This is a genomic window from Aequoribacter fuscus, from assembly GCF_009910365.1.
Taxonomy (GTDB): Bacteria; Pseudomonadota; Gammaproteobacteria; order Pseudomonadales; family Halieaceae; genus Aequoribacter; species Aequoribacter fuscus.
This window is the reverse complement of record NZ_CP036423.1, coordinates 2,297,214-2,312,581: the sequence shown is the minus strand read 5'-3', so window position 1 is coordinate 2,312,581 and position 15,368 is coordinate 2,297,214. Positions and strand designations below refer to the sequence as shown.

The following is a 15,368-nucleotide window of genomic DNA, read 5'->3' as shown; positions in this document are numbered from 1 at the left end:
CCGATGAGTGACACTCAGCCAACACCGGAGTTGCTTGCGATTCGTAATCGTATTGACGCCCTTGATAGCGAAATATTGAAGTTAATTAGCGAGCGGGCACAGTGTGCTCAGCAAGTGGCAGAAATTAAAGTTGCCGAGGTGTTGGCACAAGCGAAAGAGACGGGTGAGTCTCCGGAGCCGGTTTTTTACCGACCTGAGCGCGAAGCGCAGGTGCTGACAAAAATCAAAGAGCGCAATCAGGGCCCGCTGGCTGACGATACAGTTGCCTATATTTTTCGGGAGATTATGTCTGCCTGTTTGGCACTTGAGCGTCCATTGCAGGTAGCGTATCTGGGGCCCGAGGGGACCTATACTCAGTCGGCAGCGATTAAGCATTTTGGCCATGCAGCGGTTTGCGTTTCGCAGGGTACCATTGACCGCGTGTTTGCAGAGGTAGAATCGGGTGCCTGCCACTACGGTGTCGTGCCGGTCGAAAACTCGACTGAAGGCATGGTGAGCCATACGCTCGACAGCTTTATTGATACGCCACTGCAGATCGTGGGCGAAGTGGAAATTCCTATTCATCACCACTTATTGGCTTTAAAAGGCTCGTCGGTGGACAGCGTGACTAAAATCATTGCGCATCAGCAGGCGCTGGCTCAGTGTCGCAATTGGCTGAATCATCATTGGCCCCACGTTGAGTGGCAGGCAGTGTCGAGTAATGGCGAGGCCGCTAAACGTGCCGCTAAAGAACCGGGAGTCGCGGCGATTGCCGGTGATGCCGCCGCAGAGTTCTATGGCTTAGAAAAACTCGCCGAGCGTATTGAAGATAACCCAGACAACACCACACGCTTTTTGATTATTGGCCGTGATGAAGTCCCTCCCAGTGGGCAAGATAAGACCTCTTTGGTCGTGTCCTCACGCAACAAGCCTGGCGCGTTGTTGGGTTTGCTGGCCCCTTTCCAGCGCGAGGGGATTAGCCTAACGCGTATCGATACGCGCCCATCAAAGACTGAAAAATGGGCTTACGTATTTTTTATCGAGTTCGAGGGCCACTGCCAAGATACCAAAGTCGCGGCGATTCTAAGCGAGCTTGAAGAACAGTCAATTTTGATCAAGGTCTTGGGCTCTTACCCGCGGGCAGTCCTGTAATGAATGTAGGTTTTTTGGGGTTGGGCCTGATCGGAGCCTCGCTTGCCAGTGCTTTGCGCGATCGACCTGAAATCCATGCGTTGATTGGCTACGGCCACCGACCATCCACAGTGGATGCGGCATTATCGATGGGTGTTATTGATCGCGCAGTCGAGCAACCTGAGCACCTGCTGGACTGCTGTGATGTGGTTGTTATCGCAACACCGACCCTGCTCGCGCAAGAGCAAATGGTGCAGCTTGTCCGTATTGCCGAGACCATGGAGTCTGCTCCGGTACTGACCGATGTGGCCTCAGTAAAAGGGAATTTGTGGCGTGCAGTAGAATCCATGGGGTTGCCCTCGTGGCCTGAATATGTGGTTTTGGGGCACCCAATTGCTGGCTCTGAGCGTTCTGGGGTGCACGCAGCGAAAGCTGACTTATTCGTCGATCATCGCGTTATTTTAACTCCCCATGAGGGTAATTCGGCGGCTGCTGTGCAGCGTGTGGCTACGCTATGGCAATGGGCTGGTGCAGAAGTCATATCGATGCCTGTGGAGTTGCACGACAAGGTTCTCGCAGCAACCAGCCATTTGCCGCACATGCTGGCCTATTCGTTGGTCGATACCTTGGCTCAGAGCGATTTGTCGGTCGATATTTTTCGTTACGCAGCGGGCGGTTTTCGTGACTTTACTCGAATTGCCTCGAGTGACCCAGTGATGTGGCGCGATATCGCCTTGGCGAACAAAGATGAAGTGCTCAGTGCGCTAGATGCGTTTAGCGCGGGACTTGCCGACTTGCGGGTAGCCATTGCGAACTCGGATGGCGAGCAGATGATGACAATTTTTGAGCGGGCGAAAAGCTCGCGAGATACCTTTGTGGTAAAGCAGAACACGAAAAAGGACGAAACAGATGGAGTTTAAATGTTTGCCCGGCGGATCAGTAGTCGGTGAAGCTCGGGTTGCCGGTGACAAGTCGATTTCGCATCGTTCTATCATGTTTGGATCGATCGCCGAGGGTGTGACCGAAATTTCAGGATTTTTAGAAGGTGAAGATGCGTTAGCCACGGTTGCCGCTTTTCGTTCGATGGGGGTGCAAATCGACGGGCCTGTCGACGGCAGAGTCACTGTGCATGGCGTGGGATTACACGGACTAAAGTCGCCCAGTACACCCTTGGATATGGGTAACTCCGGCACCAGTGTGCGTCTAATATCGGGCATTGTCGCGGGGGCTGGTTTGGAAGCGACGCTTACCGGTGACGTGTCTTTGTGCAAGCGCCCAATGGGGAGGGTCATCGATCCCTTAACGCTGATGGGTGCGTCCATTAGCAGTGAGGAGGGTGGTCGCCCGCCCCTAAAGATTGCGGCCAATAGACCATTAAAGGGTATTGATTATGTTTTACCCATGGCCAGTGCTCAGGTTAAATCCTGCGTGTTGTTGGCGGGACTGTGGGCCGAGGGACAAACATCAACCACGGAACCTGCTCCGACTCGAGATCATACCGAGAGAATGCTCGCAGGCTTTGGTTATCCTTTGGCGCGCGAAGGCGCCAAAGTGACATTGGGTGGAGAGGGGCGTCTGCAAGGTCGTTCTATTGAAGTACCCGCCGATATATCTTCAGCTGCCTTCTTTATGGTTGCGGCTTCTATTGCGCCGGGCTCTGATCTGCTGCTGTTACATGTTGGTATAAACCCAACGCGCGTGGGCGTGATTAACATACTGCGTTTAATGGGCGCGAACATCGAGTCACACAATGAGCGCGAGGTCGGAGGCGAACCTGTGGCGGATATCCGCATTCAGTACGCTCCCCTGAAAGGTATCGAAATACCTGAGGAACAAGTGCCTTTGGCGATTGATGAATTCCCGGTACTATTCATCGCCGCTGCCTGTGCTGAGGGCCGCACTATTCTGCGCGGAGCCGAAGAGTTGCGTGTGAAGGAGAGCGACCGGATTGCGAGTATGGCCGAGGGTCTAACAACGCTGGGCGTCGCGAATGAGGTCTTGGAAGATGGCATCATTATCGATGGCGGTCAGATCGGTGGTGGCACCATACAAACACATCATGACCACCGTATTGCTATGAGCTTCGCCATTGCGGCCCTGCGAGCTAACGACACGATTATTGTGCAGGATTGCGATCCTGTATCGACGTCATTCCCGAACTTTGATGCTATTGCCAGAGGATTGGGTTTGCAAATTACGACCTTGGATGCAGACCGTTGATTCCAGTTCTTACCATCGATGGACCCAGTGGTGCAGGTAAAGGAACGATCGCTCGCTTAATGGCCGAGCGATTAGGGTGGCACTTATTGGATTCGGGTGCACTGTATCGACTGACGGCATTGGCCGGCATTGATCGTTCACTGTCTTTAGATGATGCTCAGGCTATGGCTGCCTGCGCCCGGGCGCTCGATGTTGACTTCAAGATTATCAACCACGCGGTTGTGATCGAGCTCGATGGCACTGACGTAACCTCTCGGGTGCGCAGTGAGGAAGCAGGTATGGGCGCTTCCAAAGTTGCCGCTTTGCCCTCAGTCCGAGATGCTTTGTTTGAGAGGCAACGAGCCTTCCAGCAAGCGCCTGGCCTAGTCGCTGATGGCAGAGACATGGGTACCACAATATTTCCCGAGGCCACCGTGAAAATTTTTTTGACTGCGAGCGCCGAGGCGAGGGCAGAGCGCCGCGCAAAACAGTTGCTTGAATTGGGCGAAAATGTTAGTCTGCCGCGCCTTTTGGAGGACATCAAGGCCCGAGATGAGCGCGACAGCGCCCGATCGGCGTCCCCGTTAAAGCCCGCTGACGATGCGATTACGCTCGATAGCACGGCTTTATCGATCGAGGAAGTGCTAGCCATCGTCGCAAAGGCCGTGGCAGACACGAACAGATAGAACGAGCGTATCAGGGCTTTACCAGCGTCGGCCCAGTGCGCTGAACTTAACAACCCGCGTGAGCTGGAGCGCGGCGAGAGTCGAAAGACTCATTACACAACAGGTAGAAACCATGAGCGAAAATTTCGCCGAATTATTTGAAGAAAGTTTGAAAACCGTCGACATGGAACCCGGTTCGATTGTCACTGGTGTTGTTATCGACATCGACAACGAGTGGGTCACTGTTCACGCTGGTCTTAAGTCCGAAGGTGTGATTCCAATGTCACAATTCGTTGACGCCAACGGTGAGTGCACTTTGTCGATCGGTGACGAAGTACAAGTTGCTTTAGAAACTGTAGAAGACGGTTTCGGCGAGACCAAATTGTCACGTGAAAAAGCGAAGCGTGCAGAGTCTTGGAAAGATCTTGAAGCAGCTCACGCCGGTGATGAAGTGGTTAAAGGTATTATTAACGGTAAGGTCAAAGGTGGCTTTACTGTGGACATCAACTCAATCCGCGCCTTCTTGCCTGGATCGTTAGTTGACGTGCGTCCAATTCGCGAGACTCTGCACCTCGAAGGTAAAGAGCTCGACTTTAAAGTGATCAAGTTAGACCAAAAACGCAATAACGTCGTGGTATCGCGTCGTGCAGTGATGGAAGAAGCCAACTCAGTGGAGCGCGAAGCCCTGCTAGAGAACCTACAAGAAGGCATGGCGGTTAAAGGTGTTGTTAAGAACTTGACCGACTACGGTGCCTTCGTTGACTTGGGTGGTGTAGATGGTCTGTTGCACATCACTGATATGGCTTGGAAGCGCATCAAGCATCCATCTGAAATCGTTGAGGTTGGTCAAGAGATCGACGTTCGCGTGTTGAAGTTTGATCGTGATCGCAATCGCGTGAGCTTGGGTCTGAAGCAATTGGGCGAAGATCCATGGGTGGAAATCAAAAACCGTTACCCAGAAAACGCGCGCTGCATGGCAACCGTCACCAACCTGACCGACTACGGCTGCTTTGCTGAGTTGGAAGAAGGTGTTGAAGGTCTAGTTCACGTTAGCGAAATGGATTGGACGAACAAGAACGTGCATCCGTCTAAGATCGTTCAATTGGGCGACCAAGTGGAAGTTATGGTGCTTGATATCGATGAAGAGCGTCGTCGTATTTCTTTGGGTATCAAACAGTGCCAGCAGAACCCTTGGGATGCTTTCGCTGCTCAGTACAACAAAGGCGACAAAATCTCTGGTGCAATCAAGTCGATCACCGATTTCGGTATCTTCATTGGCTTGGAAGGCAACATCGACGGTTTGGTACACTTGTCTGATATCAGCTGGAACGAAACCGGAGAAGAAGCGGTTCGCAACTTCAAGAAAGGTGACGAAATCGAAACCGTTATCTTGTCGATTGATCCCGAGCGTGAGCGTATCTCGCTGGGCATCAAGCAACTTGAAAATGACCCCTTCTCGAACTACGTTGCAGAAAATGATCGCGGTGCCATCGTGACGGGTACAGTCACTGAAGTGGATGCTAAAGCCGTGGTTGTGGCGCTAGCTGACGAAGTCGAAGGTGTGTTGAAAGTGGCTGACATCAGTCGTGAGCGCATCGAAGACGCACGCAGTGCCTACAAGGAAGGCGACACCGTTGAAGCAAAAATCATCGCTGTTGATCGCAAGAACCGCACTATCGGCCTGTCAGTAAAAGCGAAAGACTACGAAGACGAGCAAGAAGCGGTTAAGTCTTTGCGCGAGCAGGACGCTGCTAGCTCTTCGCCAGGCACCATCGGCGATCTGATCAAAGCGCAGATGCAAGATCAGTAAGAAAGTCCTTAAAAAGGCCCCAATAGGGGCCTTTTTTTTGTTTTAAATTAGGGACTTGTGATATCTTAGTCACGTGACTTGGCCCTTGAAAGACGAAACGGAATGACCAAAAGCGAACTCATCGAAGCCATAGCGGCGAAACAAACCCAACTTTCATTGAAAGACGTTGAACTTGCCGTGAAAAGCGTCCTTGAGCAAATGTCAGATGCATTGTCCTCCGGCGACCGTATTGAGATTCGTGGATTTGGCAGCTTCTCGTTACATTATCGCGAGCCGCGATTAGGTCGAAACCCAAAAACGGGGGACTCGGTCGATTTAAACGGCAAGTACGTGCCCCATTTCAAACCCGGCAAAGAACTCCGCGAGCGTGTCAATAAAGGGTTGAGCTTGTCTTGATGGTGATGAGCACCACATGAAGATCCTAAGGCGTCTACTTGCATTTTGTATTATTGCTGTTGCGGCAGCAGCATCCGCGGTGTTCATAGAATTTAACCCAGCGCCCACTGAAATTAGTGGCTTGGGTCTGAATTTTTTAACCTTACCCTTAGGAGCGTGGCTCATCCTATTCCTACTGGTAGGTGTTTTGTTGGGCTGGTTATTATCACTACCCTCGGTCGCTCGTGTTTCATGGCGCGCTAAGCGTTCCGAGCGCGCGTTACAAAAACAATCTAGCGAGAGCGAAGCAAAGTGAGTTCCGCGCCTCTGTTTATTCTGATTCTGGTCGCGATTGCTATTGGGTGGTTACTCGGCAAGCACTCAAGTCGATCTCGAGCCAACGCGCCGCGTTCTAGCGACTACTATAGAGGGCTCAATTACCTGTTGGATGGTCGCCCCGATGGTGCGCTTGACGAATTTATTGAGTCTTTAGAGGTCAGTTCACAGACTTTCGAGACCCATATCTCTCTCGGTAACTTACTTCGTAAAAAGGGTGAAGTTCAGCGAGCGATCAGAGTGCATGAAAACGTTCTTGCCCACGACGATTTGCCTGCTAGTTACCAACATGAAGCGCATCTGGAGTTGGCGCGTGATTACATTGCCGCTGGACTGCTGGACCGTGCCGAGCAATTGTTACTCGACTTAATTGCGGAGTCCGACGCTAAGGCCGTTGGGGCGAGACGCTACTTAATCGAAATCTATCAAATGGAGCGAGATTGGGATAAGGCGATTGCGATGGCGAGTTCTTTGCTGGCAAAGCGCTCGTTCTTCGGGGGAAGGAAAAGCGACGTGGCTGGCCCTGGAGAGCAGTCTGTCAATGTGCTTTTGCCGCACTTCTATTGTGAATTGGCCGAGGTCTGTTTGCAGCGTAACGACTTAAAGGGCGCACAAGAAGCGCTTGCGGCAGCTTACCAAGAAGATGCCGCCAACGTAAGAGTGACCCTTATGAGCGCGCAAATTGCGGTAGACGAACAAAAATTTGAGAGAGCGATCGAGTTATTGGGTCGCGTTGAGCAGCAAGACGCCGAGTTTTTACCTGAGGTCGTCCCTTTGCTGGGCACTTGCTACAGGGCCTTGGGGCAGTCTGAGCGTTTTGGTGATTTCTTGCGCCAAAGCCTGGAAAAGTACCCAACGCCGGGTTTAATGATTGCTTTGGCGGATCATATCAAAGATAACGAGGGCGCCGAGGCTGCGGCGATTTTCTTGACCGATGCCATGCGAGATGCAGCCTCGTTGCGAGGTTTGTACCGCTTAATGCTGTGGCAACTTGAGGAGAGTCGTTCTCAGCTGGCGTCCAAACTTGAAGTCGCCATGACCTTGATGCGGCAGCTTACCGAGACCAGTCCCGCGTATCGCTGTCAGCATTGTGGTTTTAGAGGACAGCATCTGCATTGGTTTTGTCCCGGCTGTAAATTCTGGGGCTCGATCAAGCCCATCGGATTGAAGAAGACCATTAATACATGAGTAGCGCAAACACTAAACCCATTATCGTGGCCCTTGATTTTTCCTCTCAGGCCACTTGTCTCTCTTTGGTTGATCAGCTGGATCCCGCGCTTTGTCGCCTGAAAGTGGGTAAAGAGATGTTCACTCACTATGGACCTATGTGGGTCGAGACATTGCAAGAACGCGGCTTTGAAATCTTTTTGGACCTTAAGTTTCATGATATTCCAAACACCGTGGCCGCAGCGCTTCGGGTCGCTGCGGACCTGGGTGTGTGGATGGTTAATGTACACGCCAGTGGTGGGCGTAAGATGCTGACCGCTTCAGCTGACGCTTTGGCGGCCTATCAACAGCGTCCACTATTGACCGCGGTGACGGTCTTGACGAGTTTATCGGATGAGGAGCTCGCAGAGGTGGGTATTGCCGGCAGCGCACAAGAACAGGTTCAGCGACTAGCCGCACTGTCTGTTGATTGTGGGGTCGATGGTGTTGTGTGCTCTGCCTTAGAGGCCCCTTTAGTCAAGAGTGTTTGTGGAGGCTCCTTTTTGACCGTTACGCCGGGCATTCGCCCCCTCGGCGCGGATCTTGGTGATCAGACTCGCGTTATGACGCCCGAGCAAGCCGTTGTAAACGGCGTGGATTACATGGTGATCGGTCGACCTATCACCCAATCCGCCGATCCGATTGCGACTTTGAACAGCATTTATACGAGCCTAGGGCTTTAAGCATCTTTTTGAGTCATTGTTCATCTTAGCGCGTCAATTTCTTGGCAATCGCTCGATGATTTTTTATGTTGCAAGGGCGCAATGAAGCGCACTACAACAGGAGAATTATGATGAACAGGATGTTATCACTCAATGTAAGCCGCGCCTTTCTGGCCTTACTTACCGTTGCTGCCATGAGTTTGACGGCGCTACCCTTGTTGGCTCAGGATTCTGAGCCGCAAGTAGCGGAAGTCACCCAGGTGGATTTGAACTCTGCCGATGCGGAAACCTTGGCGACTGTGATGAAAGGTGTGGGTATCTCGAAAGCCCGTGCGATTGTCTCATATCGGACGCAGTATGGACCCTTTGCTAGCCTGGATGAATTAACTGAGGTGAAGGGTATTGGGGTGTCTATTTTGGAGCGCAATCGAGACCGCCTAGTACTTCGTTAGGTCTATGGCGCGGTCTCTGGATCGCGCCACTTTACTTTGACTTTGGTGGTCAAATCCCTATGCTGTGCGCTTGTCTTTAACGGTAGTGTAAAGAGGAGATTGAGTGGCCAAGTACGATGTATTCAATGGTGATGCGGATGGCATCTGCGCACTGGCGCAATGGCGTCTTGCACATCCTGCTGATAGTCACCTGGTGACGGGTGTCAAACGAGATATCGCGTTGGTGTCACAGGTACCCAACGACGCCCAACACGAGGTAACGGCTCTCGATATTTCTTTTGACAAAAATCGAGGTGACGTAGAGCGTCTGCTTGCCCTTGGTTCGAAAGTGTTCTATTGCGATCATCATTTTGCGGGTGAGATCCCAGACCACGAGAATTTAACGACGGTAATTAACACCGCACCGGAGGTCTGTACCGCTCTGCTTATTAATGGGGTGCTTAAAGGGGCCTTCGCAGATTGGGCCGTGGTCGGCGCCTTTGGTGATAACCTGCACAAAAGCGCGCAGGCTTTAGGCAAGACCTTGAACTTGAGCGATGATGCGTTGGATCTTTATGAGCGTTTAGGTTTGTATCTAAATTATAATGGCTACGGGCCGAGCTTAGAGGATTTGTACTATCACCCGGCAGATTTATATCGCGCCGTTGTGCAGTGTCATTCTCCAATGGCGTTTGTTAATGAGCAAAAGATGGTTTTCGATACGCTAGCGGCGGGTTACGAGTCCGATATGTCCGAAGCCGCGGCACTCGTGCCCGAAACTGCCACCGAGGATTACGCCATTTATCGCTTGCCCAATGCGGCGTGGGCTCGTCGAGTGAGCGGGGTGTTTAGCAATAGCTTGGTCGAAGATAACCCCGATCGAGCGCATGCGATATTGACGGATTTAGGTGACGATCATTCGTTAGTGAGTGTGCGCGCGCCGCTTAATCGACGTGAAGGTGCGGATACTTTAGTCCGTCAGTTTCCAACCGGCGGTGGTCGGGCGGCAGCGGCAGGCATCAATCGTCTGGCTGAAGCGGATGTGCCTCGATTCATTGACGCGCTTGCCAAAATCTACGAGCGATAATCGATCTGTGAACGCATTAGCTCAAGTTTCAGGCATAGCGCGTCGAGTCCGCCCGAGAGCTTTGATGGAACCACTTCGTCAAGGTGTGCTTAGCATTGAGCACGGTTTGTCGGGCGATTGCCGCGGCAAACCAGGGCGTCGCCAAATAACGGTTCTGAGTGCCATTCAGTGGCAGCAAGCCTGCGCCGCGGTAGGGCGTGATCTTGACTGGACCACCCGTCGCGCCAATCTCTTAGTCGATAGTATTACGTTCGGACCACAAGATGTGGGGAGGGTGCTGGCGGTTGGGGAGGCTCGCCTGCGAGTATCGTATGAATGCGACCCCTGTCATCGGATGGATGCCGCCGCTCAGGGTTTGCGAACCGCCCTAGCGTCAAATTGGCGTGGGGGAGTCTGCTGCCGCGTCGAGCTAGGCGCCATTGTGAGGCTTGGCGATCCAGTTTATTGGCTCGACGCATAAGGTCCTCGTATTACTGGTCTTTCGCAGGTTTCACCAAGCTAAAAATGCCGCGAACTTCACCTAGCTCGTAGCCTTGCGCGCGATCGTTGGGGTAGAACGCGCCCAGTGCTTTTAGGGTACTATCGGCTAATTGTGTACCGTGGCACATCAAGCAAAGACTCTCAGTCAACTGCGCCTTGGCGTAACGAAAGCCTTCTTCGGTTTGTTCTGAATATTCTAAGCCCAGCGTTTCATTCGCAAGCACTTCTGCCTTAAATGCATCGATACGAGTTTGCTCCCAGCTGTCGGGTACGGCAGCCGGGTTACGGTTCTTATCGCTGGCTCGTCGAATACTCCAGCCGCTCTCGAGACTTAAGCTTTCGGCGATTGCTGGCGCGACCTCAGCGCATACGCTGATTGCTGCGGACGGTCCGCCGGATTGCAGCGCCTGCTTGAGTTGTGGCTTTAATTGGCCTGCAAAGCGAGCGACCAATTGCCTCGCCTCTTCTGTCAGGGCTTTTTGAGCTTCGTCCTGCCCAGCCGAGACATCCAGCGTCGTGAGGCCAAAGACCCAAATCGCCAATACGGTGCGCGCGAGTGTTAACCTTGTCATAAATAGACCCTTGTGAGCGTGCTCGTGCCATCTTAACGTGAGCATGGTAAAAGATCTCTGACGAAGATCAACCCGCTGGTGAATACCAAGCGATGCGAACATCTTAACAACCCGAATAACAAGTAAACGAAGGTAAGTCTATGTCTATCTCTTTGAGTGATCCTTTAGTGTTGCCCTGCGGCGTATCGCTACCCAATAGAATTTGTAAAGCGGCTATGACAGAGGGTTTAGCTGCTCCCGATGGTTGCGCGACGCCAGCTCTCGAAAATCTTTACGGTATATGGTCTGACGGTGGTGCGGGGTTACTGTTGTCTGGGAATGTGATTATCGATCGCGATCATCTAGAGCGTCCAGGGAATGTTATCGTCGATCGTCAGCTGTCTGATAAAAAGCGCGATGCGTTAGCGTCATGGGCAAAGGCGGCTACCCGAAATGGTAATCAGTTTTGGGCGCAAATTAGCCATGCGGGACGTCAAACGCAGAAGATTGTGAATGCTCACCCCAAGGCACCATCGGCGGTAAAATTGGGCTTGCCGGGCGGTCAATTCGGTGAGCCCGAGGCGTTAACAGAGGCCGAGATCGCCAACATTATTCAAGGCTTTGCACACTGCGCGGCCACACTCAAAGAGGCCGGTTTTACTGGAGTGCAACTGCACGCCGCGCACGGCTATCTGCTGTCTCAATTTTTAAGCCCCAGGAGTAATCAGCGTGAGGACCAATATGGAGGTTCGCTCGAGAATCGGGCTCGCTTATTGCTTGAAGTCTATCATGCAGTACGTGAGATTGTAGGAGCTGATTTTCCAGTTGCCGTTAAGCTCAACAGTGCCGACTTTCAAAAAGGCGGCTTCGATTTCAACGAGAGTCTACAAGTCGCCACCTGGCTGCAAGAGGCGGGCATTGATTTGATTGAGGTATCGGGAGGTACGTATGAACAACCCAAGTTGCTCGATTTGGAAGGTGTCGAACCGGTCGAGGAGCAAGCAGTCGCGGCGTCTACATTAGCTCGCGAAGCGTACTTCGTCGACTTCACTAAAGCCATGCGTGAGACATTAACAGTGCCTCTGATGGTGACTGGAGGGCTACGTCGACGCGATGCTATGGAAGAAGCGCTGAATGAAGGTGGTGCAGATGTTATTGGTATTGGTCGGCCGATGTGTGTAATGACTGACGCTCCTAAACGTTTATTGGCCGGCGAAGTAGAGTTGCCGCGCTATGAAAAACAGCTGTCATTGCTACCTGCTTGGCTCGGCTTTCTGAATCACCTAAAACTGTTTAGAACCATCGGTGCTTTCGCGACCCAATATTGGTATTACGAGCAGATTGCTTTAATTGGTGAGCACGGAAAGGCGGCGAATGACTTGTCGGTTATGAAGGCGACCAAAACGCAAACGGCGCGCGCCAAGGCGTGGTTGGGGGTCAGATCGAGCTGAAGTCTTGCTGTCGCGCATTCGTTTGGTATTGCTTTATTGAGTTGCTTGTTACGTGGCGAAGAACTCAGTCAGCACGGTGTTCATGACATCGTGGTCTATCATATGACCCTGTTTCGGTAGAATCTTCCAGCGATCTGCTTGCAAGAGCCCCGCGATGTTTTGTAGCTCTGCTGGCTCACAAATAGGGTCATCTACGCCGGCGATCAAAGCTAGGTAGTGTGGCTTTATGATCAGCCCCTGATTGAGGGCAGCGTCTAAGCGCTTAAGGCGCGGTGGCCGCGAGCTAAAACCTTGGGCACGTAAGTGTGTGCGCCCAAGCAAGGGTGACAGTAGCAGCACTTTTGTCGTGGTCATCAAAGGTTGATCAATCAATGCATGCAGGAGCACATAGCAGCCATAGGAATTGGCGATTAGGTAAGTATTGTCGCAAGCACTATCGTGAAGCAGTTGCTGCACTGCTGTGATCTGACCGCCGAAACTGTGTGAGAGGGTTGCATCGTTGAAGGCGACACCGCCGAACTCGGTAGCGCGAGATTGCAGGTGGCGACCGAGGCCTTGGTCAAGCTCGCCGCCGCGTCCGCTTAGGTATAAAATTTTCATATCGATATCAATAAAAAACCCCGGAGCCGATAGCCGACGCCGGGGTTATGATTTTTAGGTCCCCTTAGAACGAAACGGTGACGTCAATGCCCCAAAGTTCTGGGTCGCCGTATTGCATGGTCGTGAGTAAGCCCCATTCAATACCATTCATGCGATATTCTTCGTCAGTTAGGTTCTTGCTCCAAACGCCAATACGGACGTCTTGCGAACCGATTTCACCTTCCCAGTCCAAGCGGGCATTCAACAATCCGTAAGAATCGATATTGGTGTTTACCGTGTTGTAGGGATCGGGGAAGATCGAGAAGTCATCGGTGTATGCGTAGTCTAAGCGTGCTGTCAGCGTGCCGCCAGCGAGCTGCATGCCATGTTGCAAGAACGCGTTGTAAGTGAGTTCGGGTGTATAAGGGAAACTGTTGATGTTTTTCGCATCAAACAATGCACCCGGCGCTACGCCCGCAGGGCAAGGGTTTGCGAAGTTGGCGTCGAGGCGGCATTCATCGATGTACTCATCGTACTCTGCATCCAGTATACCAACGTTCAAGCCAAAGGTTGTGCTTTCGGTTAGGGCGTAGGCGAATTCGATTTCAGCACCCGTAATGGTTGCCGCACCTGCATTGGAGAATACGCTGGCCGCTTCTTGCTGATTAAAACGCGAGATCTGCATGTCTTGGATGTCATTCATAAACACCGCAGCGTTAAGGGTGAGGTTGCCCGACGCATTGCGGAATTTGAAGCCCGCTTCGTAAGACGTTACCGTTTCTTCGTTGAGGGGAGTCGAAAGCTCTACGGGGTTGTTCGACTCGGCATTGAATACGCCCGCTTTCCAACCTCTCGCAACACGACCGTAAACGTTTAGTTCGTCTGATACCGAATAGTTGAGTGCGATTGAAGGTGAGAAGTTATCGTAGCTCTCTTTGGCCGGCTTAAAGTTGTCTAGGATAGTTAATCCGAAAGCAGGAATACCGAAAGAGCGATAAACCTCTTTGTCTTCTTCTGAGTATCGAGCACCTATGGTCACCGTCAAATCCGACATAGACTCTGGGGTGTAATCTACTTGGGTAAACACCGCCCAACTGGTGTTGTCCAAGCCGTATTCAGTCGCTAGCAAGGGAGAGCCGTAAAGCGGCAGGTCTAGGGGGTTGATAGTGCGTCCATCTTCGGTGAAATAGTAAATACCCGCCACGTAATTCAGGTTGTCGCTGCTGCGCAGGAATTGTAGCTCCTGACTAAAGCTATCGTATTCGACATCACGAGAGGTCTGCAGTAAGTGAAATGGTGTGGCATCCCAGTCGAGTACATCGTAAGTTTCGATAGAGCGGCTACCGGTAATTGATCTAATCGTGTAGTCGTCGGTCGTGTAGGTCAATGTGAGTGCGTGTCCTGAGACCTCAACGTCGTCGGCACCCGCGCCATCGAGGCTACCCTCATCGAATCGATTGGGGCTATCCCAGCCAATAATACCGTCCGTTAATCCTGGTACGGGAACGATTCGAGTCATTTGGAAGAAGCGCGGGTTCTGATCAGTTTCAAAGCTGTCGTAGCTATAGTAAGCATTTAAGCTATCGCTTAAATCTGCATCGATCGCAAAGCGGAACGATTGTTTGTCGATGTTGCCAAAGTCAGCCGTGCTGGGCGGGTTTGCACCGGTAATGACATTGCTAAAGTCGATATTTTTAACCACGCCGTCACGTTTTTCTTGTGCGTAGCCAAACGAGGTGCGGATGCTGTCCGAAATGGGGATGTCAGCGCGAATGCGCACAGCGCGTCGCGATAACTCGCCTGCGCCGACTTTTATGTCACCGCTGAGTTCTTCCGACGGGCGGCGAGATACGAAGTTTATGGCGCCCCCTAAGGTGTTTTTGCCGTACAGGGTACCTTGAGGGCCACGCAGTACTTCGACGCGTTCTAAATCCATAACGTCAAAAATACCACCGGTGTTCTTACCCACGTATACACCATCAACGTACAAACCCACCGTCGCTTCTAGGGTCAGGGCTGGGTTGATAGTGACAGAACCGCGAATGTTAACGGTCAAGCCATTCGAGTTTCCGGGCGTATCCGAAATTTGTAAGTTGGGTGTTAGGGCACCAATATCTTGTGCGTTGGCAATACCTAAGGTTTCGATGGTATCGCGTGTAATAGCAGTGATACTGACAGGGACATCAGCGAGAGATTGCTCACGCTTTTGCGCCGTGACAATTACTTCTTCAAGTTGTGCAAAGCTCGGTAGCGCGATGGTGCCTGCCAGCAATGCAATAGAGGTTGAAATCAAGCTTTTCTTCATGGTCGTATCCTTTGTGTTTGCCCGCGGTGGTTATTCTGTACACTAGTCTTCATTGCTAGCGCTAGATTGTCTACCCTCAGAGGGATTAAATCCAGACGGATGGAACGCGTTCTGATGGTAA

16 protein-coding genes are annotated in these 15,368 nt (G+C 52.0%); 13 read left to right on the top strand and 3 right to left on the bottom strand.

Translation table 11 applies throughout. The features are described 5' to 3' along the window. Positions 1 to 3 precede the first annotated feature (3 nt). The 12 genes from pheA to EYZ66_RS10275 all read left to right on the top strand — a co-directional run bounded on the left by pheA (position 4) and on the right by EYZ66_RS10275 (position 10,341). Positions 4 to 1,131, top strand: a complete 1,128-nt coding sequence (pheA, locus tag EYZ66_RS10325) for a prephenate dehydratase (RefSeq protein WP_009574981.1) — start codon at positions 4 to 6, stop codon at positions 1,129 to 1,131. Next, complete coding sequence (locus EYZ66_RS14225; RefSeq protein ID WP_009574980.1) at positions 1,131 to 2,030, top strand: prephenate dehydrogenase/arogenate dehydrogenase family protein; 900 nt, start codon at positions 1,131 to 1,133, stop codon at positions 2,028 to 2,030. The genes pheA and EYZ66_RS14225 overlap by 1 nt, the downstream gene beginning before the upstream one ends. Further along, positions 2,020 to 3,330 (top strand): 3-phosphoshikimate 1-carboxyvinyltransferase, encoded by a 1,311-nt coding sequence (gene aroA / locus EYZ66_RS14220; protein WP_009574979.1) that lies wholly within the window; start codon positions 2,020 to 2,022, stop codon positions 3,328 to 3,330. The genes EYZ66_RS14225 and aroA overlap by 11 nt, the downstream gene beginning before the upstream one ends. After that, on the top strand, positions 3,327 to 3,995 hold the full coding sequence (cmk, locus tag EYZ66_RS10315; protein ID WP_009574978.1) for a (d)CMP kinase: 669 nt from the start codon (positions 3,327 to 3,329) through the stop codon (positions 3,993 to 3,995). The genes aroA and cmk overlap by 4 nt, the downstream gene beginning before the upstream one ends. Before the next feature lie 91 nt (positions 3,996 to 4,086). Beyond that, positions 4,087 to 5,784 (top strand): 30S ribosomal protein S1, encoded by a 1,698-nt coding sequence (gene rpsA, locus EYZ66_RS10310; protein ID WP_268869515.1) that lies wholly within the window; start codon positions 4,087 to 4,089, stop codon positions 5,782 to 5,784. Between the two features lie 102 nt (positions 5,785 to 5,886). After that, the gene (locus EYZ66_RS10305; protein ID WP_009574976.1) at positions 5,887 to 6,180 is read left to right on the top strand and encodes an integration host factor subunit beta; all 294 of its coding nucleotides are present in this window, start codon (positions 5,887 to 5,889) and stop codon (positions 6,178 to 6,180) included. 16 nt (positions 6,181 to 6,196) lie between these two features. Further along, positions 6,197 to 6,475: a lipopolysaccharide assembly protein LapA domain-containing protein gene (locus EYZ66_RS10300; RefSeq protein WP_009574975.1), complete on the top strand. Its 279-nt coding sequence runs from the start codon at positions 6,197 to 6,199 to the stop codon at positions 6,473 to 6,475. After that, on the top strand, positions 6,472 to 7,683 hold the full coding sequence (gene lapB, locus EYZ66_RS10295) for a lipopolysaccharide assembly protein LapB (protein ID WP_009574974.1): 1,212 nt from the start codon (positions 6,472 to 6,474) through the stop codon (positions 7,681 to 7,683). Before EYZ66_RS10300 ends, lapB begins: the two co-directional genes overlap by 4 nt. After that, positions 7,680 to 8,384, top strand: coding sequence for an orotidine-5'-phosphate decarboxylase (gene pyrF, locus EYZ66_RS10290; protein ID WP_009574973.1), 705 nt, complete (start codon positions 7,680 to 7,682; stop codon positions 8,382 to 8,384). The genes lapB and pyrF overlap by 4 nt, the downstream gene beginning before the upstream one ends. 107 nt (positions 8,385 to 8,491) lie before the next feature. Then, on the top strand, positions 8,492 to 8,815 hold the full coding sequence (locus EYZ66_RS10285) for a ComEA family DNA-binding protein (protein WP_235714662.1): 324 nt from the start codon (positions 8,492 to 8,494) through the stop codon (positions 8,813 to 8,815). A gap of 103 nt (positions 8,816 to 8,918) precedes the next feature. Next, positions 8,919 to 9,881, top strand: a complete 963-nt coding sequence (locus EYZ66_RS10280) for a hypothetical protein (RefSeq protein ID WP_009574971.1) — start codon at positions 8,919 to 8,921, stop codon at positions 9,879 to 9,881. Positions 9,882 to 9,945: 64 nt separating this feature from the next. Beyond that, positions 9,946 to 10,341, top strand: coding sequence for an MOSC domain-containing protein (locus EYZ66_RS10275; protein WP_050793374.1), 396 nt, complete (start codon positions 9,946 to 9,948; stop codon positions 10,339 to 10,341). Positions 10,342 to 10,351: 10 nt separating this feature from the next. On the opposite strand, the gene EYZ66_RS10270 is transcribed toward EYZ66_RS10275, so the two are convergent. Continuing rightward, positions 10,352 to 10,933: a Tll0287-like domain-containing protein gene (locus EYZ66_RS10270; RefSeq protein ID WP_009574968.1), complete on the bottom strand. Its 582-nt coding sequence runs from the start codon at positions 10,931 to 10,933 to the stop codon at positions 10,352 to 10,354. Positions 10,934 to 11,073: 140 nt separating this feature from the next. On the opposite strand from EYZ66_RS10270, the gene EYZ66_RS10265 reads away from it, so the two are divergent. Further along, the gene (locus EYZ66_RS10265) at positions 11,074 to 12,363 is read left to right on the top strand and encodes an NADH:flavin oxidoreductase/NADH oxidase family protein (protein ID WP_009574967.1); all 1,290 of its coding nucleotides are present in this window, start codon (positions 11,074 to 11,076) and stop codon (positions 12,361 to 12,363) included. 48 nt (positions 12,364 to 12,411) lie between these two features. Here the strand turns inward: EYZ66_RS10265 and EYZ66_RS10260 are convergent, their stop codons facing one another. Both EYZ66_RS10260 and EYZ66_RS10255 read right to left on the bottom strand, forming a co-directional pair. Further along, positions 12,412 to 12,963: an alpha/beta fold hydrolase gene (locus EYZ66_RS10260; protein ID WP_009574966.1), complete on the bottom strand. Its 552-nt coding sequence runs from the start codon at positions 12,961 to 12,963 to the stop codon at positions 12,412 to 12,414. A gap of 64 nt (positions 12,964 to 13,027) precedes the next feature. Then, a complete protein-coding gene (locus EYZ66_RS10255) occupies positions 13,028 to 15,247 on the bottom strand; it encodes a TonB-dependent receptor (protein ID WP_009574965.1) in 2,220 nt (739 codons plus the stop codon). Between the last annotated feature and the right edge of the window lie 121 nt (positions 15,248 to 15,368).